Origin of the sequence: Mycoplasma haliaeeti (assembly GCF_048284645.1) — a bacterium.
Classification (GTDB): domain Bacteria; phylum Bacillota_I; class Bacilli_A; order Mycoplasmatales; family Metamycoplasmataceae; genus Mycoplasmopsis.
In genome coordinates, this window is sequence record NZ_JBLWAB010000003.1 from 61,265 (window position 1) to 84,974 (window position 23,710).

General features: G+C 29.5%; 22 protein-coding genes and 2 tRNA genes. 17 read left to right on the forward strand and 7 right to left on the reverse strand.

Annotated features, from left to right (window positions below; genetic code table 4):
* The first annotated feature begins 11 nt into the window (after positions 1 to 11).
* The 9 genes from ACNQ2T_RS01345 (at position 12) to ACNQ2T_RS01385 (ending at position 11,355) form a co-directional block, all read left to right on the forward strand.
* Entirely contained in the window at positions 12 to 1,310 is a 1,299-nt protein-coding gene (locus tag ACNQ2T_RS01345) for a glucose-6-phosphate isomerase (protein WP_418006099.1), read from the forward strand.
* Positions 1,310 to 2,011 (forward strand): pseudouridine synthase, encoded by a 702-nt coding sequence (locus ACNQ2T_RS01350; RefSeq protein WP_418035801.1) that lies wholly within the window; start codon positions 1,310 to 1,312, stop codon positions 2,009 to 2,011. Before ACNQ2T_RS01345 ends, ACNQ2T_RS01350 begins: the two co-directional genes overlap by 1 nt.
* A 91-nt stretch (positions 2,012 to 2,102) precedes the next feature.
* Positions 2,103 to 2,178: transfer RNA gene (locus tag ACNQ2T_RS01355), tRNA-His, on the forward strand.
* A 126-nt stretch (positions 2,179 to 2,304) separates the two neighbouring features.
* Entirely contained in the window at positions 2,305 to 4,200 is a 1,896-nt protein-coding gene (locus ACNQ2T_RS01360; protein ID WP_418035802.1) for a coiled-coil domain-containing protein, read from the forward strand.
* 125 nt (positions 4,201 to 4,325) lie between these two features.
* The gene (asnA, locus tag ACNQ2T_RS01365; protein WP_418035803.1) at positions 4,326 to 5,306 is read left to right on the forward strand and encodes an aspartate--ammonia ligase; all 981 of its coding nucleotides are present in this window, start codon (positions 4,326 to 4,328) and stop codon (positions 5,304 to 5,306) included.
* Positions 5,307 to 5,830: 524 nt separating this feature from the next.
* Positions 5,831 to 6,871 (forward strand): Dam family site-specific DNA-(adenine-N6)-methyltransferase, encoded by a 1,041-nt coding sequence (locus ACNQ2T_RS01370; protein ID WP_418035804.1) that lies wholly within the window; start codon positions 5,831 to 5,833, stop codon positions 6,869 to 6,871.
* A 1-nt stretch (position 6,872) separates the two neighbouring features.
* Positions 6,873 to 7,652: a DNA-methyltransferase gene (locus tag ACNQ2T_RS01375; RefSeq protein WP_418019872.1), complete on the forward strand. Its 780-nt coding sequence runs from the start codon at positions 6,873 to 6,875 to the stop codon at positions 7,650 to 7,652.
* The gene (locus ACNQ2T_RS01380) at positions 7,645 to 8,556 is read left to right on the forward strand and encodes a type II restriction endonuclease (protein WP_418018301.1); all 912 of its coding nucleotides are present in this window, start codon (positions 7,645 to 7,647) and stop codon (positions 8,554 to 8,556) included. The genes ACNQ2T_RS01375 and ACNQ2T_RS01380 overlap by 8 nt, the downstream gene beginning before the upstream one ends.
* A gap of 69 nt (positions 8,557 to 8,625) precedes the next feature.
* Complete coding sequence (locus tag ACNQ2T_RS01385; RefSeq protein WP_418019871.1) at positions 8,626 to 11,355, forward strand: cation-translocating P-type ATPase; 2,730 nt, start codon at positions 8,626 to 8,628, stop codon at positions 11,353 to 11,355.
* 33 nt (positions 11,356 to 11,388) lie between these two features.
* Here the strand turns inward: ACNQ2T_RS01385 and ACNQ2T_RS01390 are convergent, their stop codons facing one another.
* Complete coding sequence (locus ACNQ2T_RS01390) at positions 11,389 to 12,759, reverse strand: dihydrolipoyl dehydrogenase family protein (RefSeq protein WP_418006090.1); 1,371 nt, start codon at positions 12,757 to 12,759, stop codon at positions 11,389 to 11,391.
* A gap of 1 nt (position 12,760) precedes the next feature.
* Complete coding sequence (locus ACNQ2T_RS01395; RefSeq protein ID WP_416755152.1) at positions 12,761 to 13,219, reverse strand: Rrf2 family transcriptional regulator; 459 nt, start codon at positions 13,217 to 13,219, stop codon at positions 12,761 to 12,763.
* A gap of 197 nt (positions 13,220 to 13,416) precedes the next feature.
* Between ACNQ2T_RS01395 and rpmG the strand changes: the two genes are divergently transcribed.
* Genes rpmG through nusG form a run of 3 tightly spaced genes read left to right on the forward strand, consistent with a single transcriptional unit; the run spans position 13,417 to position 14,471 of the window.
* Positions 13,417 to 13,566, forward strand: coding sequence for a 50S ribosomal protein L33 (gene rpmG / locus ACNQ2T_RS01400; protein WP_416738397.1), 150 nt, complete (start codon positions 13,417 to 13,419; stop codon positions 13,564 to 13,566).
* Positions 13,566 to 13,853, forward strand: a complete 288-nt coding sequence (gene secE, locus ACNQ2T_RS01405; RefSeq protein WP_416755153.1) for a preprotein translocase subunit SecE — start codon at positions 13,566 to 13,568, stop codon at positions 13,851 to 13,853. The genes rpmG and secE overlap by 1 nt, the downstream gene beginning before the upstream one ends.
* A 9-nt stretch (positions 13,854 to 13,862) precedes the next feature.
* The gene (gene nusG / locus ACNQ2T_RS01410) at positions 13,863 to 14,471 is read left to right on the forward strand and encodes a transcription termination/antitermination protein NusG (RefSeq protein ID WP_418006089.1); all 609 of its coding nucleotides are present in this window, start codon (positions 13,863 to 13,865) and stop codon (positions 14,469 to 14,471) included.
* Between the two features lie 58 nt (positions 14,472 to 14,529).
* Here nusG and ACNQ2T_RS01415 read toward each other — a convergent pair whose 3' ends face one another.
* A complete protein-coding gene (locus tag ACNQ2T_RS01415) occupies positions 14,530 to 15,531 on the reverse strand; it encodes a hypothetical protein (protein WP_418006088.1) in 1,002 nt (333 codons plus the stop codon).
* Positions 15,521 to 16,267, reverse strand: coding sequence for a triose-phosphate isomerase (gene tpiA, locus ACNQ2T_RS01420; RefSeq protein WP_416755157.1), 747 nt, complete (start codon positions 16,265 to 16,267; stop codon positions 15,521 to 15,523). The genes ACNQ2T_RS01415 and tpiA overlap by 11 nt, the downstream gene beginning before the upstream one ends.
* Before the next feature lie 173 nt (positions 16,268 to 16,440).
* Between tpiA and recU the strand changes: the two genes are divergently transcribed.
* Entirely contained in the window at positions 16,441 to 16,923 is a 483-nt protein-coding gene (gene recU, locus ACNQ2T_RS01425) for a Holliday junction resolvase RecU (RefSeq protein ID WP_418035805.1), read from the forward strand.
* On the opposite strand, the gene ACNQ2T_RS01430 is transcribed toward recU, so the two are convergent.
* The 3 genes from ACNQ2T_RS01430 to ACNQ2T_RS01440 all read right to left on the reverse strand — a co-directional run bounded on the left by ACNQ2T_RS01430 (position 16,920) and on the right by ACNQ2T_RS01440 (position 18,732).
* Complete coding sequence (locus tag ACNQ2T_RS01430) at positions 16,920 to 17,234, reverse strand: HU family DNA-binding protein (protein WP_416742042.1); 315 nt, start codon at positions 17,232 to 17,234, stop codon at positions 16,920 to 16,922. The genes recU and ACNQ2T_RS01430 overlap by 4 nt on opposite strands.
* Before the next feature lie 150 nt (positions 17,235 to 17,384).
* A tRNA-Ser gene (locus ACNQ2T_RS01435) sits at positions 17,385 to 17,475 on the reverse strand.
* A gap of 117 nt (positions 17,476 to 17,592) precedes the next feature.
* Positions 17,593 to 18,732 (reverse strand): YitT family protein, encoded by a 1,140-nt coding sequence (locus tag ACNQ2T_RS01440; RefSeq protein ID WP_416755159.1) that lies wholly within the window; start codon positions 18,730 to 18,732, stop codon positions 17,593 to 17,595.
* A 317-nt stretch (positions 18,733 to 19,049) separates the two neighbouring features.
* On the opposite strand from ACNQ2T_RS01440, the gene ACNQ2T_RS01445 reads away from it, so the two are divergent.
* The 4 genes from ACNQ2T_RS01445 (at position 19,050) to rsmA (ending at position 23,568) form a co-directional block, all read left to right on the forward strand.
* Positions 19,050 to 20,528: a hypothetical protein gene (locus ACNQ2T_RS01445; RefSeq protein WP_418035806.1), complete on the forward strand. Its 1,479-nt coding sequence runs from the start codon at positions 19,050 to 19,052 to the stop codon at positions 20,526 to 20,528.
* A gap of 95 nt (positions 20,529 to 20,623) precedes the next feature.
* Positions 20,624 to 21,982, forward strand: a complete 1,359-nt coding sequence (mnmE, locus tag ACNQ2T_RS01450) for a tRNA uridine-5-carboxymethylaminomethyl(34) synthesis GTPase MnmE (protein WP_418035807.1) — start codon at positions 20,624 to 20,626, stop codon at positions 21,980 to 21,982.
* A gap of 1 nt (position 21,983) precedes the next feature.
* A complete protein-coding gene (locus tag ACNQ2T_RS01455; protein ID WP_418018210.1) occupies positions 21,984 to 22,793 on the forward strand; it encodes a TatD family hydrolase in 810 nt (269 codons plus the stop codon).
* Positions 22,783 to 23,568: a 16S rRNA (adenine(1518)-N(6)/adenine(1519)-N(6))-dimethyltransferase RsmA gene (gene rsmA, locus ACNQ2T_RS01460; RefSeq protein ID WP_418018211.1), complete on the forward strand. Its 786-nt coding sequence runs from the start codon at positions 22,783 to 22,785 to the stop codon at positions 23,566 to 23,568. Before ACNQ2T_RS01455 ends, rsmA begins: the two co-directional genes overlap by 11 nt.
* The last annotated feature ends 142 nt before the right edge of the window (positions 23,569 to 23,710 follow it).

Below are 23,710 nucleotides of genomic sequence, written 5' to 3' on the forward strand. Positions count from 1 at the left end.
TAGGAGTATATATGAATTTATCAGCCTTAAATGTTGAAATAAAGCACTTAGCCAGTGCTAAAAAAGATAAGAAATTTATCCATAATTTAAATAAAATGGAAGGGATTTTTGATTTACTAAAAGGGCAAGATCCTGAATATGAATTTGACTTTTTAACTTATGCATGCAAGTATTGAGATGAACATAAAATGGAATTTTCTTCTGCTGTATCCTTTTTAAAAAGCAATGGAATTAATAAGATGGTTATTATAGCTGATGGAGAATCTTATATTTTGACCAAAGCTTTATATGATGTTTTTTATAATCAATATAGCAATCTAAAACCAGATATTGAATTAATTTTTACACAAGGTAATATTAATCCAGAAGAATTAGTAGCTTCCTTATATCAACTTAAGGATGAAATATTTGCTATTAACTATATTTCTAAATCTGGAATTTCACTAGAAAGTGCTATTGCCTTTCGTGAATATCGCAAAGTGTTAACTGATAATTTAAAGACTCAAGGGCTTGATCCAATTATGCTGATTGATTTAATTTATATAAGTACTGATATTCATGAAAATGTGCTCAACAAAATGGCTGGATTAAATAAGTACACTTTATTTAACATGCAAGCTCCTTTACCATGTCGCTATAGTGGATTATTTGAAGCTACCTGTATTTTTCCACTACTAGCTAGTGGAATTAATATGCAAGAAGCTTTTAATGCTTATATAGCAACCTTTAAAGATATTGTTAATAATCAAAATATTGAACATAATGTTGCTTTAGTACTAGCTAGCTATATTCACTACATTTCACGAGCTTTAAAGCGCAATGTTAATTACTTACTGGTAAACGATCCTAGCTTAATGGCAATGGGAAAATACTTAAGTTTACTAACTAATACTTCACTAAACCAAAACCAAAAAGGGTTAGTAGCTTTTGAACAATTGTTTGATTATAGTGCTTTAGAAAGTCTTAACTCCCTAAATAATGATTTTATTTTTACCACCTTTATTTCACGGAGCAAAGATCTCAATCAAGATGTTTTAGACATCAATATGCAACAATATGATGTGCTTAATTTTCTAGGTAATAAAGATCAAATTAAGGCTTTAAATAACAAGGATAAAATTCATAGCATTCAAAATGATTTTGATATTAAACTGGAATTAAATGACTATTCTGAAGTTGCGCTTGCTAGCTTAATTGCTTTAATGCAAATTGTTACAATTGCTATCGCCTATCTATATGATATTGACCCATTTTCACAACCAGGAGTAGAAGTGTATAAACGTAATTTATACAACTTACTAATTAAATAATGCAAAGTAAAATCAGATTAGATAAATTTTTAACCCAATGTCTAGGGCTAAGCAGATCACAAGCTGCAAAAGTACTTAGAAGTAAATTAGTCACTCTAAATGGTGAAATTGTTACTCACAATCTGGATATTAATCTTAGTGATATAGTATCTTATCAAGGACAAGAATTAAGTCTTGGCCCTAAGTATCATTATTATGCTTTAAATAAACCTGCTGGATATATTTGTGCTAATTATGATAACAAGCATCAAACAGTTTTTGACCTATTAGATAGCAATATAAATCAAATCAAGGATATACATACAGTTGGAAGATTGGATAAAGATACTACAGGCTTACTTCTAATTACTAATGATGGAGAGTTAACTCATCAATTACTTGCACCTAAAAAACATGTCAATAAAACTTATTATGTAACTTTAAAAGATCCATGTCCAAGCGATCTAGTGCAAGTTTTTGCTTCAGGTTTTGAATTAGGACAGGGTGAAAAAGTAAAACCAGCTAAATTAGAAATTATTAATCCAACTTTTGTACATTTAACTATTAGCGAGGGTAAATATCATCAAGTTAAAAGAATGTTTGCAAAATTTGGAAATGAAGTAGTTACGCTACATCGCCAATGTTTTGGCACTTTATCATTAGATAATTTAAACTTAGCTCCAGGAGAATATAAAGAGCTTAAGCGAGAAGAAATAAAATAGCACATTAAATTAATAACTAATAGCTCTTAAAAATAGGCAAAAAAACCATTTGGAAAATCACCTCTTTTAGTTATAATATATGTGCTAATTGGCGAATGTGGTGAAGTGGCTAACACAGCGGGTTGTGGTCCCGTCATTCGCGGGTTCGAATCCCGTCATTCGCCCCATATGTTAAAAGACTGTCTAAAACAGTCTTTTTTCTTTGCTTAAACATCAATATATTGCTTATAAGTAATTTAATATATAGTAAAATTATAACTATAAAAAATAGGCTTTTGCCTTAAGGAGTATTAATGAAAAGAATTCTTAGCATTCTTACAGGGAGCGTTTCAATAGTTGCTCTTAGCACCATTGCAGCTGCTTGTGAAAAACAAGAAACACCTTCAACCCCTGAAGACAGAAAAATTAAAGAACTCGAAAGCAAAGTTCAAATTCTACAATCCATTGATCCAAGTCAATACATTAAATTTAAAAAGATTGTTAGTCAACTAAAACAAGATAAAACATTATTTGTCTCAGATATTGACAAATATCTAACTGAAATTGAACAAATAATAAGCACTCAGCGTAATTTAATAACCCAGCTGCAAGCTAAAGAAGATTCTTTAGATAAGATGATTCAAGAGATTAATTCAAGTGCAATTTTAGCTAGTGAATTAAATTCTTCAATACAGGAAGCAAATAAGTTAGGCTCAAGCATTAATAAACTTGATTTAGCTCATAGCAGTATACAAGTTATTACTGAAAAATTAGCCCAAATTCAAGAACAATTTAATACATTACAACAGCTTAAAGAAGCAACTCAAAAGAAAATAGCAACTGCTTTTAGTAAGCTAGATATTGAAATTGATTCATTAAGAGCGCAAATTAATTCGTTATCTCAAATGCATAAAGCTCAAGCTGATAAATTTAATCAAGAGCTTCAAGTGGCAGTAATAGATAAAAAAGCTTCTCTTTCTTCTATTTTGCAAGTTGAAGAATTAATCAAGATTGTTAAGCAAATAGAAACACAAGTACAAAGCACTGCTTCTAGTGCAGAAGAGCAAAAAGCTTTAAAAATTAGTGCTTTTAACAATCTAAAAGCCACAGCATTAGAATTAATTGATCAAATTAATCAATTTGATATAAACTATGCTACTAAGTTAAAGAATCAAATTCAACTTTTAAGCGTTAATTTAGAGCAAGAAAATCTAGAAAAACTAGATGGACAAATTCAAGTACTTAAACAATTAAAACAAGAATATACTAGCTATATAAATCAACACAACTTAATAGTAAGTCAAATCAATGCAACACTAGAACAAGCAAGAAATGTTTTATTGCCTTCTTTAAATCAAGAAATATTTAAAACTGCTAGTGATAATATTTATCAACAATTAATTGACTATTTAGCTAGCATAAATAATTTCAAAATTCCAAATGAAGCTTTAAATAAACTATTACAAGAAACCAATAGTTTCATTGAACAAATTAATGTAAAAAAGAATGAAATATTGCAAGCACAAGCTAAGTACCAAAGTCAGGTTGCTCAAGCTAAAAGTACTATCAAAACTCTTGCGGCTGACATTTTACAGATATTGAATCAAATCCAGCCATATGATAGTAACTATGTTATAGGAGTAAAAGAAGAAGTTACCTTACTTAAAGAGCAATCTTTAGAGCAAGAAAATATTGGTTTACTTCAAGAAAATGTTAAAAGAATGCAACAAATTTTACATGAAGCGCAAGCAAATTTAAATGCTCGTAATCAATTACTTGATAAGTTAAGCAATATTAGCAAACGAAATATTGAAAACTATATCAAGAAGTTTATTCGTCCTTTATTTACGCAAGGCCAAAATAGCCTTTTACAACAAGCTAATAGCATTAAACAATTTTTAAGTCAAGATTTTAGAACTAAAACCTTATCGCAATTAAGAACTCTTGAAGATCAATATATTGAAATGTTTAAACATTTTGAAACTAATTACAATACTACATTGCAAGAGGCTGAAACTATTAAATCTAGTGCACTAGAATTAAAAGCTAAAATTGATCAAAAACCAGCAGCAGATTTAAGTAAAAAAGAGCAAGAAATTGTTCAATATTTAGAATCTTTACCACTTGGAAATATTGAATTACTACCAGGAGATAGTTTAAGCCAAACATTGCAAAAACTTAAACAATATCAAGGAGAGCTAGAAAACTAAAATAATTAGTATCACTCGTGATACTTTTTTATTACTAGCAGATAGAAATAAAAAAATTTTGCCCAGAATAAACAATGAAAGTTTATAATTTATTTATTACTAAAATATTAGGAGAAATAAAAATAATGTACCATTCAAAATTAAATGTTAGACAAACTCAAAGCGCTATTCAAGACTTAAAATTATACTTTCAAGAACAATTAAAAGTGCACCTTAACTTAACTAGAGCAACAGCTCCACTATTTGTATCAAAATCTTCAGGGTTAAATGATGGACTTAATGGTGAAGAACCTGTATGGTTCTTACCTAAAGACAAAGCAGAAAGATTGGAAGTAGTGCACTCACTTGCAAAATGAAAAAGAGATGCGTTAAAACAATATAACTTCTTACCTTATGAAGGTTTATATACTGATATGAATGCCATTAGAAAAGAAGAAGATCTTGACTTATTACACTCATATTATGTTGACCAATGAGACTGAGAGCTAGTGATTTTACCTCAAGATCGTAATTTAGAATACTTAAAGAAAACAGTTAAATTAATTTATGATTCTTTAAAAGTAACTAAAAAACTTTTAAAACTTAAATACTATCAACTTGAAGATGAAATGCCTGAAGAAGTTTTCTTTATTTCAGCTCAAGAATTAGAAAACTTATATCCAAACCTTGATATTAAAGAAAGAGAAAATGCAATTGCAAAAGAACATGGTGCTGTCTTTATTTATGGAATTGGATATCCAATGGAATCAGGAATAATCCATTCAGCTAGAGGATTTGACTATGATGATTGAAAATTAAATGGAGATTTAATTGTTTATTCAAATGTTATTAACCAAGCTATTGAACTTTCTTCAATGGGAATTAGAGTTAATGATCAATCTTTAGTTGAACAAAGTGGATTAAGCAAGGAAGATGTTAGAAAACTTTCTCCTTACCACCAACATGTTATCGATCATAAACTTCCTTTAACTATTGGTGGAGGAATTGGACAAAGTCGTGTTTCAATGTACTTACTTGAAAAAGCTCATATTGGTGAAGTTCAAGCTTCATTCTGACCTGAAGAATATCGTGAAGAAATGCACGCCAAAGGAATTGAATTATTATAATGATTTACTTATAAGCTACATAAAAGCTTATAAGTTTTTTATTCCAACTTTTTGAAATATGACATTAGAAGCTTATAATAAATTGTATTTATACATCAGTATATATTATGCTGTTGTTTTTTTATTCTAAATTTGCCTATATTCTTTCATTGCTAAAAGAATTAATAAATTCACTTGTTAGAGAATCAGTTTTTTTCTAGTGTGCCAATTTTTGATATATTTGCTTACTATAACTATAGGTAGATAAATGTCTTTCTATAACTCTGTTACCGGCTTCTAGTAATACTTGCAGTTTTAGATGCTGCAAATCTACGATTTGTTATCGTCTCTGGCTAATTTTAAGTAACATAGAATTTATATCTCATAAAGTTAGTTAAATTTCATATGATTGTAATATATATTTATTGGTTATTGTCTTTATGGTACTTTTATATATCAGTTTAAAGGACTATTTTTTTAATATTCTATTGTAGATTTAATGTGTATTTTAATACACATTTGATATAATAAGCATAAGGAGAAATATGATTAAAAAAATAGTTGGAAATAATATAAAAAATATTCGTAAAGAAAAGAAGGCTTCACAAGATTATATTGCTGAAGTTGCTTTACTGGACAGAGGTCAATTATCTAAGATTGAATCAGGGAAAGTAAATATAACAATTGAAACTGTTGCTAAAATAGCACAAGCATTAAATGTCAATGTATCTAGTCTATTTGTAAATAGCCAATTAAATGAACCTAAACCATTTGTTAAATGGGCAGGTGGAAAAACACAAATTTTATCTGAGTTAAAAAAATACATACCTGAAAAATTCAACACTTACTATGAGCCATTTCTAGGTGGAGGAGCTTTATTTTTTGCATTACTACCAGAAAAAGCTGTAATCAATGATTTAAATATGCACCTTATGAATGCATTTAAATGCTTTGAAGATGAAACAGCATACCATGACTTAATTAAAAGATTAAAACTTCATGAAAATAAAAATAGTGAGCAATATTATTATGCTGTTCGTGAGCAAGATCGCGAAGCAGACTTTTGAAAGAAATCAATTTCTGAAATTGGGGCAAGATTAATTTATTTAAATAAGGCATGTTTTAATGGGCTATATAGAGAAAATTCAAGTGGTTACTTTAATGTACCATTTGGAAAAAAAGAAAAAGTTAATTGTTTTGATTTAGAAAACTTTAATGCAATTTTTAATTACTTTAAACAAAGCAAAATTAAAATTCTTTCTACTACATATCAAGACGCTATCAAGAATGCAAAAGAAAATGATTTTATCTATCTAGACCCTCCTTATGACGTATATCCAGATAAAACTGGTTTTGTTTCATATGGAAAAGATGGTTTTGATGCACAAGCACAAAGAGATTTAGCTGAATGTTTTAAAATGCTAAGCAATAAGGGAGCTTATGTTATGCTTTCAAATCATAATACACCTTTAATTCAAGAATTATATCAAGGCTTTAATATTAGAGTTATTCATGCAAAAAGAATGATTAATTCTAAAGGATCTGGACGTGGTGCTGTAGAAGAAGTTATCATTACAAATTATTAATATGAAAAAATACTTTGACAATAATTGTCAATTCACTTTATACTTATCTGACTGCAATAAAGCACTAAAAAAGCTTGAGCCTAAGTCGGTAGATATGATTTTTGCTGATCCTCCTTATTTTTTATCAGGAGATGGCATTTCGTGCCAGTCCGGAAAACAAGTAAAAGTCTTCAAAGCTGAATGAGATACTCCTCTTGAATTGAAAGAAAAGCATCAATTCAATCGTAAATGAATTAGAAACTGTTACAGAGTTTTAAAAGATGAAGGTACTATTTGAATATCAGGTACATTGCATAATATTTATTCAATAGGTCTTGCGCTTGAGCAAGAAGGTTTTTCTATTATAAATAATATTACTTGACAGAAACCTAATCCAGCACCTAATTTAAGCTGTAGATGTTTTACCCACTCAACTGAAACAATTTTATGAGCAAGAAAGATTATTAATGGTAAAAAACAAAAGCATTTCTTCAATTATGAATTAATGAAAAAGATTAATGATAATAAACAAATGAAGGATGTATGAAATATTAAACTGCCAAGCAAGGCTGAAAAAATGTTTGGGAAGCATCCGACACAAAAACCTTTAGAACTACTAGAAAGAATAATACTTGCTTCTAGTAGTGAAAATGATTTAGTACTAGATCCATTTAATGGAAGTGGAACAACTGGTATTGCAGCTTATAAACTGAAAAGAAGATATATTGGTATTGATATGGAAGACCAATATTTAGAGATAACTAAAAAACGTTTTATGGAGCTAAAGGATAAGAATGAATAAGAAAGATTTTAATACATGATTTAATAACTTTAAAACTAGCATTGCTAACTATAACTACTATATTGATTTCCAAACAGTGTATAAAAACATTAATATAATGCGACTCAAGCTTAATATGTTAAATTCATTAGTTGGTAGTCAAAATATTGAGCAAGATTTTAAACAATTGTGTAAGGAATATCCAGCAGTGGTGGATGTTATTCCTTTATTGATAGCTAAAAGAGAGTCAGAAATCTATTGTACTGATCAAATGGGCTCAAAAATATATGACTTTAATTTTGCTACTTCATTAGACAAAATGAGCCAAGCTGAAATGGAACAATATTTAGATGACTTAGTTTATTTTATGAAGGAAACAGGATTATTTCAATTATTACAAAGCAATCTAATCAACAACGTTATTGACTACGCCATAGGGGTAGAAGCTGGTCTTAATGCAAACGCCCGCAAAAATCGTGGTGGCAAGCTAATGGAAGATCTGGTTGAAGGTTATATTAAAAAAGCTGGATTTATACTAAATAAAAATTACTTTAAAGAGTTTTATTTAGCTGATGTAGAACGCGAATTTAATTTGAATCTTGATGCATTATCAAATGATGGCCAAACTGCTAAACGTTTTGATTTCGTTTTAAAGATTCAAGACACAATTTATGCCATTGAATGTAACTTCTATTCAAGTTCAGGTTCTAAACTAAACGAAACAGCCAGAAGCTATAAAACATTAGCTTTGGAAGCGAGAAATATTCCTAATTTTAAGTTTGTTTGAATCACTGATGGATTATTGGGCTGAAAGAATGCTAGAAATAATTTAAAAGAAACTTTTGATATTATGGAGCATATTTATAACATTTCAGAATTAGAAAATGGTCTATTTGAAAAACTAAAAGATCACAAGGAAATCTAGCCTTAGACGTCATTATTTTTTATTTAAAAAATAATATAATTATCATGTTTTTAGAAAGGATATAAATAAATGGAGAATTTATTAAATACAGACCTGAAGTCTGGTTTAACTCAAGAAGAAGCACAAGCAAGAATTGCTTCTTTAGGAGAGAATACAATTAAAGCCAAAGAGCGTAAAAGTGTTTTCATGATCTTTTTAGCTCAATTTAAAGACTTTATGATTATCTTGTTATTAATTGCAGCTGCCTTTTCTTTCGGGGTTACAATTTATGAACACGTGTCTGGTAAATTGAAAACCAATGGTGAAATTGCAATTGCATATATTGAACCATTTATCATTTTGATAGTAGTTGCCCTAAACTCTATGCTTGGTACCTATCAAGAGATAAAAAGTGATCAAGCTGTCCGGGCTTTAGCTAAAAGTAATGAACTATATGCTAAAGTTATTCGTGATGGTAAAATGGTTTCAATCCCATCTTCTCAAGTTACAGTTGGAGATTTAATTGTAATTGAAGCTGGAGATATGATTTCAGCAGATGCTAAAATTGTTGAAGCTTTCAGCTTTAGTGTAGTTGAATCAGCTATCACTGGAGAAGCTTTAGCTGTTGAAAAAAGAGTAGGTGAAATTGCTAATATTGAACAATTACCACTAGGAGATAGATATAATACTATTTTCTCGGGTACATATTGTGTTACAGGTAGAGCAATTGCCTTAGTACAAAAAATTGGGAAAGATACTGAAGTTGGTAAAATCAACTCAAGTATTCAAGAACAAGAAGTTCCAAAAACACCTTTACAAATTAAATTAGATAAGTTATCTAAAATCTTTGGAATTTCAGGAATTATCTTACTATTTGCTTCAACTATAATTCAAATTATTTTAACTGGAGCTTTTAGTAAAGATTGATCTAACCCTCAATTATATTCAAATGCCTTTATTATAGGTATTTCACTTGCTGTAGCTGCTATTCCTGAAGGATTAATTACCTTTACTACTGTGCTACTAGCAATTGGTGTTTCACGTATGACTAAGGAAAATGCTATTATTAAGGCTTTCCCAGCAGTTGAAACCCTTGGATCAACAAGTATTATTTGTTCAGATAAAACAGGTACATTAACAGAAAATAAAATGACAGTGGTTAAATTCTATGATGCTCAAGGAGTACAAGATTTAACTAAATCACAAACTTTAGGTAGCTTTGTAGCATGTACTGATGCACAAGTTACTTTAGATGAAAATGGTAATTATGTAGAAGTAGGAGATCCTACTGAAACAGCTATTTTAAGATTTGGACTTGAAAAAGGAAATTCAAAAGAAGAATTCTATTCAAAATTTGAAAAGCTAGCAGCGTTACCTTTTGATAGTGATCGTAAAATGATGTCAGTGCTTATTAAGGCACCTAATGGACAAAAGATTTTAATTACTAAAGGGGCACCTGATGTTATCTTTAGTAAATGTGCTAAATTAGACCCTAATGTTCGTGAAATGAACGAAGAATGATCTAATGATGCAATTAGAGTTATTGCAGTCGCTTACAAAATGTTACCAGAAGATGCCTCAAGCATTACTCTTGCAGATGAACATGACTTTATTTTCTCAGGTTTAATTGGATTAATTGATCCACCTAGAGCAAATGTTAAAGCAAGTATTGAAGAAGCTAAACGTGCTGGTATCAAGACAGTTATGATTACTGGAGACCACTTAACTACAGCTGTAGCAATTGCACGTAGCTTAAGTATTTTTGAAGAAGGTGATAAAGCTATTGATGGTACTACACTAGCAAATATGAGCGATGAAGAATTAACTCAACAAGTACAACATATTTCAGTTTATGCTAGAGTAAATCCATCTGACAAACTTAGAATTGTTAAAGCTTGACAAGCACATAACCAAGTGGTTGCTATGACAGGAGATGGGGTAAATGATGCTCCAGCCCTAAAAGCTAGTGATGTTGGTTGTGCTATGGGAATTACTGGAACTGATGTTTCAAAACAAGCTGCTGATGTTATCTTAACTGATGATAACTTTAACACCATTGTGCGTGCAGTTAAATCAGGTAGAGAAACATTTATACGTATTAAAACAGTTATCTTAAACTTACTAGTTTCTTCATTAACTGAAATTATTGTTATGTTAGTTGGACTATTTGCCTTTAGATTTATCTTTAAAGATGCAATTGGTGGTGAAGAATTTATTGTTCTAACTGCAGCCCAACTATTATGAATTAACTTATTAACACATGGATTACCAGCTATTGCACTTGGAATGGTGCCTAGTGATGTGGATGTAATGAACCATAAGCCAATTAATAAAAACCAAAGCATTTTTGCTGATGGCCTTGGTAAACGTCTAATTATTCACAGTGTAATTCTTTCTCTTGCTGCATTGCTTTCTTACTTAATTGTAGGATTATATGCTTCTAACCATGGTATAAAAGGAAAAGATTTTGTTATGTTAACATCTTCTGCTGCCTTTATTACTTTAGGAGTTGGATCAAGTATTAACTCATTAAACTTAATGTCAAAAAACAGCATCTTTAAATGCTCTCTAGCTAAATACAAATTAGTTTACTTAGCAAGTAGCTTTAGTATGATTTGTATGCTTGGATCAGCCTTTATTCCAGGTATTAACCAATTATTTGGAAATGTTGATTTATTAAGATTTAGCTATTCATATTCAGTTGTTTATTGATTAATTCCAATCCTACTTGCATTTGTGCTTACAATTTGTGTTGAAGGGTACAAACTTTATCAAGCTATTGCAAGCAAAAAAGCTATGCAACCAGCAGTAAATGAATAAGAGATATAAAAAAAGCACGTTTGTGCTTTTTTCTTATCCAAACATATTTAAGCTTTCAGTAAAGGTTGGATGAGTGTAAATAAAGTTAGCTAATTCATCGTATTTAATTTTCTTAGCAATAGCTAATGAAATAAGGTTAATCATTTCATCAGCTTGATAATTAAATAATGTCGCTCCGATAATGTAGCCTTCACTATCTACAAGTATTTTATTTCATCCAAATGTTTCATGTATTGTTTTAGCTTTTGGAATTGATGATGTATTTAATTGTTTAACTTCATATTTGATGCCTTTAGCATCAGCTTCTTTACAATTCATTCCAACACGTGCATAGGCTGGATCAATGAATAAACAGAATGGAATTGGTGGACGATTGTTTGAGTTACGTTCATTAGTTTTGTCTAATAATTGAGGTAATACAATTCTAGAGTCATCTAGTGATACATATGTGAAGAAAGGACCACCTTTGCAATCACCAACAGCTCAAATGTTATCTGCTGTAGTTTTTAAGTTTTCATCAACTTTAATTGCACCATTTTCAGTAATAACACCAGCTTTGCTTAATCCTAAACGATCTAAGTTTGGTTCACGCCCAATTGATACTAGAACTGCATCATACATTTCTTCAACTTCTTGTCCATCAATGATGGCTGTAACTTTTGTACCTCTGCTGTAGTCTTTAATAGCAATAATTTCAGCATCATTTTCAAAGTTAATTCCTTGGGTTTGCATCGTTTCTTTAACGCTGTATGAATCCATGTAATCTTCTGAAGGTAAGAAGTTGTGTAGTTTGCTATAAACAGTTACCTTACTTCCGAAGTTACTATACATACTTGCAAATTCAAGACCAATAAATCCAGCTCCAACAACAAGTAATCTTTTTGGTAATGCATTTAATTCTAAGATTGCATCTGAGTAAAAAATGTTTTTTGATTTGATGTCTAAATCTAATCTAATAGGTTTAGAACCTGTGTTGATAACAACTTTCTTTCCGCGTATTTTAATTAATTTATTTTGTGTTTCAATAAGAATTGTGTGTGGATCAAGGAAGCTAGCTGCTCCGACATATAAGTCAACATTTTCGCTGCTCATAATTTGATCATAGCTGTCGTTGTGCATTTTCTTAATAAATGCTCTTTTATATCTTTGTGCTGTTCTATAATATGTTTCTTTTTCTTTTCAAGTCATATTAAGATTATGGGTTTCAGCTTGTTGTCTAATTTTAGCACTGTGAATTAGAGCTTTTGTAGGCAAGCAAGCTACATTAATACATGCTCCTCCAGCCATATCTATATCTTTTTCAATAAGAGCAACTTTTTGCTTATTGGCTGATAATTTGGTTGCAAGAGTTTTTCCTGCTTTTCCTCAACCAATAATAATTACATCATATTCGATATCTAACATATTATGCCTCCCTAGATAAGATATCATTCTTAATATCTTCTAGTGTTTTGTTTTTTAAATTTTCGTATATAACATTATTTAATGAGTTGATTAAATCCTGTTCTACTGCTTCTATATTTCGTGAGATCACGCATTCAGAATCCTTGAGACCACTAGCCCAAGTTTTATTAATTAACTTTAGGTCTAAAACATCAAGCAAGTCGCTGCATTTGATGTCATTTAGCCCTACATTCAAGGCATACCCTCCTTTACGACCTCGACTTTTCTTAATCCAATTGTTGTCATCCATTGCTTGCAATATTAATCTGACTTTAACAGGATTAATGTTAGCATTTTTAGCAATTTCAGAGCTACTCATAGCAGTATTCTTGTGCCCTAAAATTGTTAAAATGTGTAATAGACTAATAAAGTCACTGAATCCATATTTCAGTTCATTCTTTTTATATGTTACATTAACCATTACATATTAATTCTAGTACAAAAAAATAATATTTCAAGTGAATTTTTCAATTGTTTAGGCCTATTTTTTAGGCACAGAAAAATGAAAAAATTTCTACATTTTAAACAAAAACGACTAGTTTGGACAAAATAGGATAAAACTTATAAAGTTTTATATTAAAAACAAGCAATTTTTGCAACTTATGATAAAATAAACATATGAAAAATAATAAAGTATCACTAGCTTGCGAATTGTGTCGTAAAAAGAATTATGTCACAGTTAAAAGTGCAGGTAATCCAGAGAGAATTGCAATTAAAAAATTCTGTCCACGCTGTAAAGTACACTCACTACATAAAGAGGAAGTATAATGAGTTTAGAAAATGAAACACAAGTTGAAACATCAGAAGTAACTGATACTAGTGTAGTAGTTGAAGAAAAGAAACCATCTTTAAAAGAAAGATGAAAAAATCGCAAAAAAAGATATTTCTTGCGTAAGGTTGTCAAAGACATCAAACGTGTTAGATGATCTTCACCAAAAGAAAATTGAAAAAATTTAGCTAAGATAATAATCTTTACAGTAATATTTGCTTTATTTGTGTATGGTGTAACAATCGGATTTACATCATTATGATCTGCAATTGGTGCAGCAAAATAAGGAGACAAGATGAATACAAATTTTAAATGATATATGATTTCTACTATTCGTGGAAAAGAAGAACAAGTTCTAGAAGCATTAAAAAACAGAATTGTGGCTGAAAACGTTGCTGATTCATTCAACCAAGAAGCTACAGAATTTGGTGCTTTCAAAATGTACTCAAAACCAACATTAACACCTAAAGAAATGGAAAAGAAACGTATTGGAGAACCTTACAAGATTAAATACGTAAATATGTATCCAGGTTATATCTTTGCTAACATGGATATGACTGATGAAGCTTGATACGTTATCCGTAACACTCAATATGTTACAGGGATTATTGGATCATCAGGAAAAGGAGCTAAACCAACTCCAGTATCAGCTAGCGAAATTAGAAAAATGATTAAAGCTGAAGCTGAATACTTAAAATTATTTAATGAAGGTAAAAACTTACTTGGACTTAAATTAGGTGACCTTGTTGAAGTAATTAATGGACCATATAAAGGTGAAATTGGGCCTATTGCTTTACTTGATGTTGATAAAGATATTGCTGTTGTAGAACTTGAATCATTTGGTAAGAAAATTGTTGTGGAATTCCCTCTTGAATTACTAAAACCTAGTGAAACATACCTATAATAATTACAATGTGCCTTGTGCACATTTTTTTATAAAAAAATACTGGCAAGCCAGTAATTTAAAATTCTTTACGTTCTTTTTTGAAATGCTCAATTTTATCATTAGTTGCTTCAATTTTTAATTCAGCTCACATGATAGCATCCTCAAGAGAAGCTACATTTTCAGGGAGATTTTTAATAAATTTTAATAGCAAGTTACATTCATGAATTTTATCATTTGCATATTTTTCAAGTGCAAGTAAGGAATCATCAGCTTGAGTTGCTTCGTATTTTTTAGCATACTTAGTAAAGTTCTTTAGCAGTTTCTTTTGGTGAGATAGAGCTGAAGTAGTTTTATTGATGTTAGAATCAATTGTATCAAGATGATTTGAACGTTGCAATATGATATCTTGATTACGGTAACAATAATCTAGTTTTAATACATCATCCTTATTATAATTAACAATATCGGTATCAATAATTTGCAAGTCTTGTAAGGTTAAGTTTAACTTATTAGTTGATTTTTTAGCTTTATTAAATAATTGAAAACGAATGAAACCTAAAAAGCTAGCAGCAAAGCCTGGATCATCAAAGATGCTGGTATCTACTTCAGGTTGTTTAGCCTCAAATAAGGCTCTAGTAGCGATAAAATAGTCATCCCTATGTAAATGAGGCACAACAATTTTAAGTGACAATAAACGCTTACCATTGTATTTTGAAGCGTTAAAACAATTAATTCCAAATAGCTTATTTAAAATGATATTTTCCATTTGGGGGTTTCAACCATAAAATTCAACTTTTTCAGCTAAATTAGCAGCAGAAATTTCTTCTTTAGCTAAAATAGATAAATCATTTAGCAGATTAGATTTAAGTTTATTTAAATAAGTACGATAGTTAAAATTCTTAAATGACATCATTGAGGTTTTAGTCATAAAACCTTTATTTAAATCATTTTCACGATACATCCCAATCGTATAACAATAAGGTAGAAATTGAACATTTAAGTTACCAGGTAAACGTTTTAAGAAGTTATTGGTAATTGCTTCAAAATCGATAAAGACTTTTATTTTATTATTTTTCATTATGTGCCACTTCCATTAGTATGTCAAAAAATTGTTTAACATTTAATGAAGCCTTGCCAATTAAGAATCCATCAATATCATCTTTATTAATTAGTTTAGTTACATTAGTTTCAGTTACACTTCCACCATATAAAATGTGACAGTTTTGATCCACTAATGAACGGATATATTCAGAAATTTCTTGAGCTTGACATGATGAAGCACACTTACCTGTTCCAGTAGCTCAAACTGGTTCATAAGCAATAACAAATTTATCATGTGGCAAATTAGCACTTGATTCCAAGACTTGTTGCTTAATTACACTTTTAGTTTGACCACTTTCAAAATCATGTAAGTTTTCTCCGACACAAATTATTGGTGTAATACCATTAGCTATAAGTTGCTTAGCTTTTTCATTAATAAGAGCATTATCTTCCTTGTGGTGTGCTCTACGTTCATTGTGCCCAATGATAGCATATGAGACATTTAAATCCTTAAGCATAGCTGCACTAACATCACCTGTATAAGAACCTTCTTGGTGGCTTGAGACGTCTTGAGCAACTAAGACAAAATTATCTATTTTAAGGTTTCTAAACGCAGACAAACATGTGTAAGGAGCTGCAATTCCGAAACTAACTTTATTATTAAAGACTGAAGCGTTTTGTTGATAAAGATCCTTAATTTTAGCGATATACATTTCTGCTTCTGTATATGTTAAATTCATTTTTCAGTTACCAATTATTAAAATTTTATTCATTTTTACCTTCTTACTATATTTTATTAAATTTAAATTTAAAACCTAAATATAAATGCAGCATATTTTATGAGATTTTTTGCTTTATAATTGCAATTTACTTATGCTAAAAGTGAACAAAAGCAAGGAAAAGTTCATTTTTAGTTCACTTTAGCTAATTTTTAATTTATTAGTATATGAACAATAAAAATCGCGGGATGTTTTTAGAAACAATTATTAATCAAACACTATCTTATTATTGAAACAATAATATTGCTTATATTGAGAAAAAGGCTACGCCTATGGAATTAAAAGCACTTGCACGTAGCAATAGAAATAAATTTCGTGGTACTTTTAGTCTCAAGAAATCTACAGTTGATTACATAGGTATGTATCAAGGTAGATTTATTTGTTTTGAAGCTAAAAGCACTAATGAAAATCGTTTAGATCTAAGCAACTTTCAAACCCACCAACTAGATTATTTAAAACTAATTGACACCCATAAGGGAATAGCTTTTGTGATTGTGTATTTTTCACTATATAACGAGTTTTACTTAGTTAATATACCTTATGTATTAGAGCAATATCAAATGCATAAATCAATACCTTATGAAGAGATAAAGAAAAACTCAAGAAAACTAATCCTTGAGTTTCCTGGTTATCTAAATATTCTTAATTAAGCTTTGAAGTCTACTAAGTCACGTAAGTATTTAGAAGGTGTATATTTTACAACACGTCTTTGTGGTACTTCGATGTAGTCTGGTTCATCTGCTGATTTCTTAAATTTATTTGACATTGTTCTAGCTGGTTTAATTGAAGTAGAGAAGATACCTAGGTGTGATAATCTTACTTTTTCTTCCATAATTAATTGTTCTTTTAGAACAAAAACCATAGCATCAAATACTTTTTCTACATCTTTAGGTGTAAATTCTGAACGTTCTGATACTTCGTTAATGAATTCTTTTTTTGTCATGTTTTTATTCCTCTCTAAGGTATGTGTTTGTTGTTTATACCTATATTATAGAACAAAAAAATATTTTTTAGAAAATAATTCTCGTGAATTGTGGAAAAATAGTTTTTGTTCCACATTTTCATTTTAGGAGCAAAAATGCATAAAAAAAACTAGTTTCCTAGTATTTACTGGCGGGACAGAGAGGATTTGAACCTCCGCGGGAGTTGCCTCCCCTATAGTCTTAGCAGGACCACCTCTTCAGCCTCTTGAGTACTGCCCCATATGCTTAATATTATATAGCATATTTATTTTAAACTAAACACTTTTTATATAAAATTTTAAATTTTGGGCCCAAAAAGCTAGTTAAAAAGAAAATATTGTCCCTGTTGGAACAATACTATTTTTCGATAAACATGTAACCATCACCTTTTTTCAGATCAAGAATTGAAATAAATAAATCTTTATTAATTTTCTTAGTTACTAGGAATAAATCAGCTGCATCTAAATATTGAGTATTAGTTGTGATCATATATTTCTTAGCACGAGAATATCCACCAATTACTTCTACAATTGAAAAAGTATATGTACGATTTGAAAGTTTGTTAATTTGTTCAATTAATTGGAATGGGTGATCACAGAAAATTTGAGTTTGAACTAATTTATTTTTTGGATAAGTAAAGTTAACAATAAAGGCATTAATTAATAACATGAAGAAGCCTGATACATAGTTTAAATTAAAGAAAATATCAAGCGCTCATGGGCTATTTCCTTCTAGTGGCTTTTGTGCCAGTGACATTGAAGCTGGAATATAAGATCCCATAATGTTGGCAAGAGTTAATGAAATAAAGTTTAAAAAGAGAAAGACAGTACCAATATCTTTTAGTTTAGTTTTAGCAATATACATTCCATAAATATCAAAACCACCTGTAGAAGATCCAATAATTATGCAAGCTACAGCAGCTATTCCTTGCAGCATACCTCAGCAAAGTGAATATAAGAAAATAGCCATGTGTTTAATTGCGTCTTTATCATAGTTTCAAAGCACAACTTGGACTTCATTTTGAACAAAAATTGCTGGTGAATTAGCTTTTAAGTTTGTGAATAAATAAACTTCGTTAATTCCAGGAATGAAACCAAAAATTACCCCAGCTAATGTAAAAATAAATAAGTAGTAACCTGTATAAATGGTAAAACTATGTGAAATCTTCTTTCATGATAAGACTAACAGAGGAATGTTTAAAATAAAGTAAATTAATCAGAAACAAAGGTTAAAGACGATGTAACCTAAATTAGAGTCTGGATTTTTAGATTGAATGTAGTATAGAAAGAAACTACCAATCCCTTGTCCAAAAGCTTCCAGCCCAAGAGCATATAGTCCAGTATTTTGAAGGAGTAAAACCCCAAATAGACCCATAACAGTTCCAATTATGGTCATTACCAAGATTTTTTGTCATGGTTTTTTGATCCGATATAAGAATGCAAAAGCAAGTAAAGAACTCTTAATTTTTTGTCTTGTATATTCTTTTTTATGTCCCATATTACCTCCTTAATTTTTAGTAAATTAAGCACAAAATGGGATAAGAAATCTCTTTAAAATACAACTTTTATATTCATTTTTGCTTAATATTTAAATTATATCACTGCAAAAATAAAAAATATTAAATGAATGCAAAAATAGGGACTTTTAGCACTATATGCTAAGGCTGCAGAAATGTGGAAAGTTTCCACACACCTGGTAGGCTAGAAGTTTAAAGAATATAATATAAGTAAATAGATCATTTATAGGCCTAATGTTCAAACTAAATAAATATTTATTTGAGTTAAATTAAACATTTTAGGTTTACAGGAGTAGATATGGAAAAAATCAAAACTATTTTATGCCTTACAACAATTGGCACTTTTGCTACATTGCCAATGGTTTCTTCTTCATGTACTCATCAAGACCAGCCAGAATTAAATGGACAAAAGTTGTATAAAAATACACAATTAGCTGCTAATTATAATGCACTTAAAAAATCAAATGTTACAACCATTAATCACATTAATTCATTATTCATAAAAATTGATTCCAAATTCAATAAAAAAAATTCAATTAATGCTTCAGCCTTCATTGATTGAGCAAATGCTGAAGCAATACTAAAATATAATGAAAAATATAGTGATAAGCAATGATATAAAATGCTGGTTGGAAACTTATATGATACTTTAATAAGTAATGAAAATCTTGTAGACTCCTTAACCCTTGATTTCGTCCATAAAGATACTGTAGTAGCATTAAAAACAGATATAAATCAAAATGTTATTTTTAATAAGAATAGTAATTTAGTTAATGCATATATTTTGAATAATTACATAAAGTATATTTTAGATATTGTTGAGAGAAATAACCAAGGTCAAAAAACTAATAATATTTACTGAATAAATAATGTAAAAGATATCTTAAAAAAACTAGTAGTGCCAAGCGCTTATATAATTGATCCAAGTGTTGTTAAAGCTAATTCTAGTTTTTTATCATTAAAGAATAATAATTTATGAGATATTTTTCTAAATAAAAATAAGTATATAAGTACCATAATTTCCCCTCTTGATTTAACTGAAACCGACTTTAAAGAAATAGATAAAATCAGTGATGAAATAATACAAAATATTAAAGAAAAAATAAAAATTATTGACCCAGGTATGTATGACTGAGATGATAATGATAGATATTTAATGTCAAAAATTACCCCCAAAATTACTATTTCGAGTTGAAAAGATATTATTGAAAAAATTAATTTAAATCAAGACTATAGTCCAATTTCATTACAAAAAGCAACAATTGCAAAGAATGATGAGAACTATTTTGTAAATATTAATTTAAAAATCCCGAAAAATCTAATTCAAAACTATAAAATTGAAAATACAAATAAGAATAAAAATGAAACAAGCATAAGAATAAGCTTTGACAATAGTTTGCCATTAAACTTTGAAAGTTTTAAAAATAACTATGGGAAATTAATACGTAACGCAGTAGCATATACATTATGAATGAATATAAATGCATTAAAACCTTTTAATCCTAAACCTAAGGATATTGATGATATGCATATTAAGTATTGCTTATTGTCACAAGATGAATATAGTTATATGCTGTTCGATCAAATATTGCTGAAACTTATAGAAATTAAAACTAAAGAGACTAGCCTAGAATTAAATTTACCAATTAATTCACTAGATGACAAGAATTCTTCTAATATAGCTGTTAATGTCAAAATAGATGATCGTGGGTTGACTATTTTCGATAAGAAAGTACCAGCAGAAATAAATTCTAAGAAATTACTTTCCATATCATAATAAACTTATGATATGGTTTTTTAATAGCTTTAGGCTACTATTTAGTTGTAAAATAAAATACTTAACTAAATTGATTAATTTAATAAAATATAGCTATGTATGATAATATAGCAGCAATTAGTTCAGGTTCACATGTTAATCAACCTATTTCAATAGTAAGATTAGCAGGTCCTGATGTAAAAGAAATTATTTCTAAAATTTATAAAGGAAGAATGGGAAGTGATCATAATATTACTTATGGTCACATTTATGATGGTGAAACATTAGTAGACGAAGTCCTAGTAATGTGATTTTTAGGTAAGCCAAATCCTGATGGTTCAGTTACATATAACAACTATGTTGGAGAGCCCTTAATTGAAATTAACTGTCACGGTGGAATTATAGTAACAAATAAAGTGCTAGAACTTTTATTACAAAATGGTGCTAGATTAGCTGAAAGAGGAGAATTTACTCGAAGAGCTTTTCTCAATGGCAAAATGGATCTTGTTAAGGCTGAAGCAATTCATGACTTAATCATGGCACAAACAGGTTCTCAAGCTAGTGCTTCAGTAAATAAGTTCAAAGGAAAAACATCAACAATGATTGACGAATTTCTCAATGAAATAGCATTATTAATTGGAACTTGTGAAGTAAATATTGATTATCCTGAATATGAAGATGTAGAGCAAATGGACAATCAAGTGATGCTAAGCAAACTAGATTACTTAATTAAAAAACTTTCTGAAATTGTTAAGATTTCAGAAGATTCGCGTTATGTATTTGAAGGCGTTAAAGTTGCTTTCTTAGGAAAACCAAATGTTGGTAAAAGTAGTATATTAAATAGCTTACTTTCAGAAGATAAAGCTATTGTAACTGATATTGCTGGTACCACTCGTGATTTAGTAGAAGCAACTTATAAAATTAACGATATGCTATTTAAACTAGTTGATACAGCTGGATTAAGAAAAACTGAGGAAAAAATTGAGCAAATTGGAATTAAGAAATCACTTGAACAAATTGAAAAATCTGACCTAGTAGTTCACGTTATTGATACTGTGCAAGGGATGGATGAATTTGACTTACAAGTGCAAGCTCGTGCTAAGGAACTTGGCAAATTCTATATAAAAGTACTTAATAAAATTGATTTAGATAATAGTTATAATGAACCTGGACTTGTTAAGATTTCAGCTCTTGAAAATAACATTTCTGCCTTAGAGCAAGCTTTGGTGGCTAACTTTGCTAATATAGATATTTTTGATGAAAGAATTTTTTCTAATACAAGACAATTATCATTAATTAAGCAAGCTTTAGAATGCTTAAAGAATGCTAAAGTTTCTTTAGAGCTATATTATACATTTGACGTCATTATTGTGGATTTATATGCTGCATGAGACGCACTACAAAATATAAAAGGAAATGTAAACAGAGAAGACTTGCTAGATATTATGTTTAGTAACTTCTGTTTAGGTAAGTAAAATGGGAAAGAAACGTAATAAATTTGTTGATGCTCATAATCACATAAGCATTAACTACTATAAATCTCCAGATATCATTGATATGATAGTGGAACAAGCACATCACAATCGAATTGATTTTTTAATGGTAAATGGTGGACATCCAGAAGAAAACAAAGAAGTGCTTGAACTAGCTAAAAAATATGACATTATCAAGCCAATTATTGGAATTCATCCTGAATCCGGAATTGATGGAAATGATTATAAGCAAGTGGAAGAATTATTAACTCCAGATGTAGTTGGAATTGGTGAAATTGGACTTGATTATTACTATGAGGATGCTCCAAGTCGCGAAAATCAAATTGATTCTTTAACTAATCAAATTATTTTAGCTAATAAATATAATTTACCAGCTGTAATTCATATTCGTGATAAAGATAATTGCGATTTAGCTTACCAAGATGCCTTTGATATACTAAGCAAGTATCCTAATACAAAATGTATGTTACATACTTATAGTGGTACATTAGAGTGAGCTAAAAAGTTTGAACAATTTCCTAATTTATATTTTTCATTCAGTGGATCAATAACTTATGGTACAAATGATCAAGCTAGAGAAGTTATTGCTTACCTTCCTCTAGAACGTATGTTAACTGAAACTGATGCTCCTTATTTAAGAGTTCACCCTTACACAGGTGAATTAAATGAACCAAATACAGTGCTATTTGTCGCTTATTATATGGCAGGAATTAAGCAAGTTGGAACTGAAAAATTTGTTGACCGGATCAATCGTAATTTAAGAAATTTATTTGGACTAAAAGATGAAAAATAATCAACCAAGATTCGCTAAAAAGGAATTTGGTCAAAATTTCTTACAAGATCAAAACATTATTCATAAAATAGTCAACGTCTTTCCAATTGCTAATGAAAATGTATTAGAAATTGGCCCAGGAAGAGGAGCTTTAACAAAAGCCCTATTACCTAGTGCTAAAAGTGTTACATCATATGAAATTGACCAAGATATGGTGGATGTATTAAACACTGAAATTAGTGATCCTAAATTTAATTTAATACACCAAGACTTTTTACAAAGTGACTTAAGTAAGATAGAAGAAAGTTACTTAATTGCTAATATTCCTTACTATATAACTACAGATATTCTATTTAAAGTTTTTGAACATAAAGAAAAATTTAAAGGTGTCCTTTTAATGGTACAAAAAGAAGTGGCACAAAGAATATGCGCTAAAATCAATACAAGTGACTATTCAAAATTATCGGTTTCAGCCCAATATTTGGCAAATTGTAAAATTGAATTTATTGTTCCAAGAGGATGCTTTGTGCCTGCACCAAAGGTAGATTCAGCAATTATTTCTTTAGTTTTTAGACCTGAAATTAGCTCTCAAGATTGAAATAAACATAAAGAATTTTTCAAATTATGCTTTGCCAACAGACGTAAAAAGCTCTCATATGCACTAAGTGCTAAGTACCCTAAAGAACAAATTTTAGCTTCCTACACGGCTATGGGATATGATGATAATATTCGTATCCAACAACTCACAGTTGACCAAATAGTAACATTACACAACTTACTTACAAAGGAAGCTTAAGCTTCTTTTTTAATTTCAACACTATGATATAGCAAAGCAATATTCATTATTCAGTCTAAGGATTAGTTCAAGAAATAGATGTGTAAAGATATAAGTTATAAGAATGTAATGAAAAGATTAATACACCTTGACCCAATTTAAA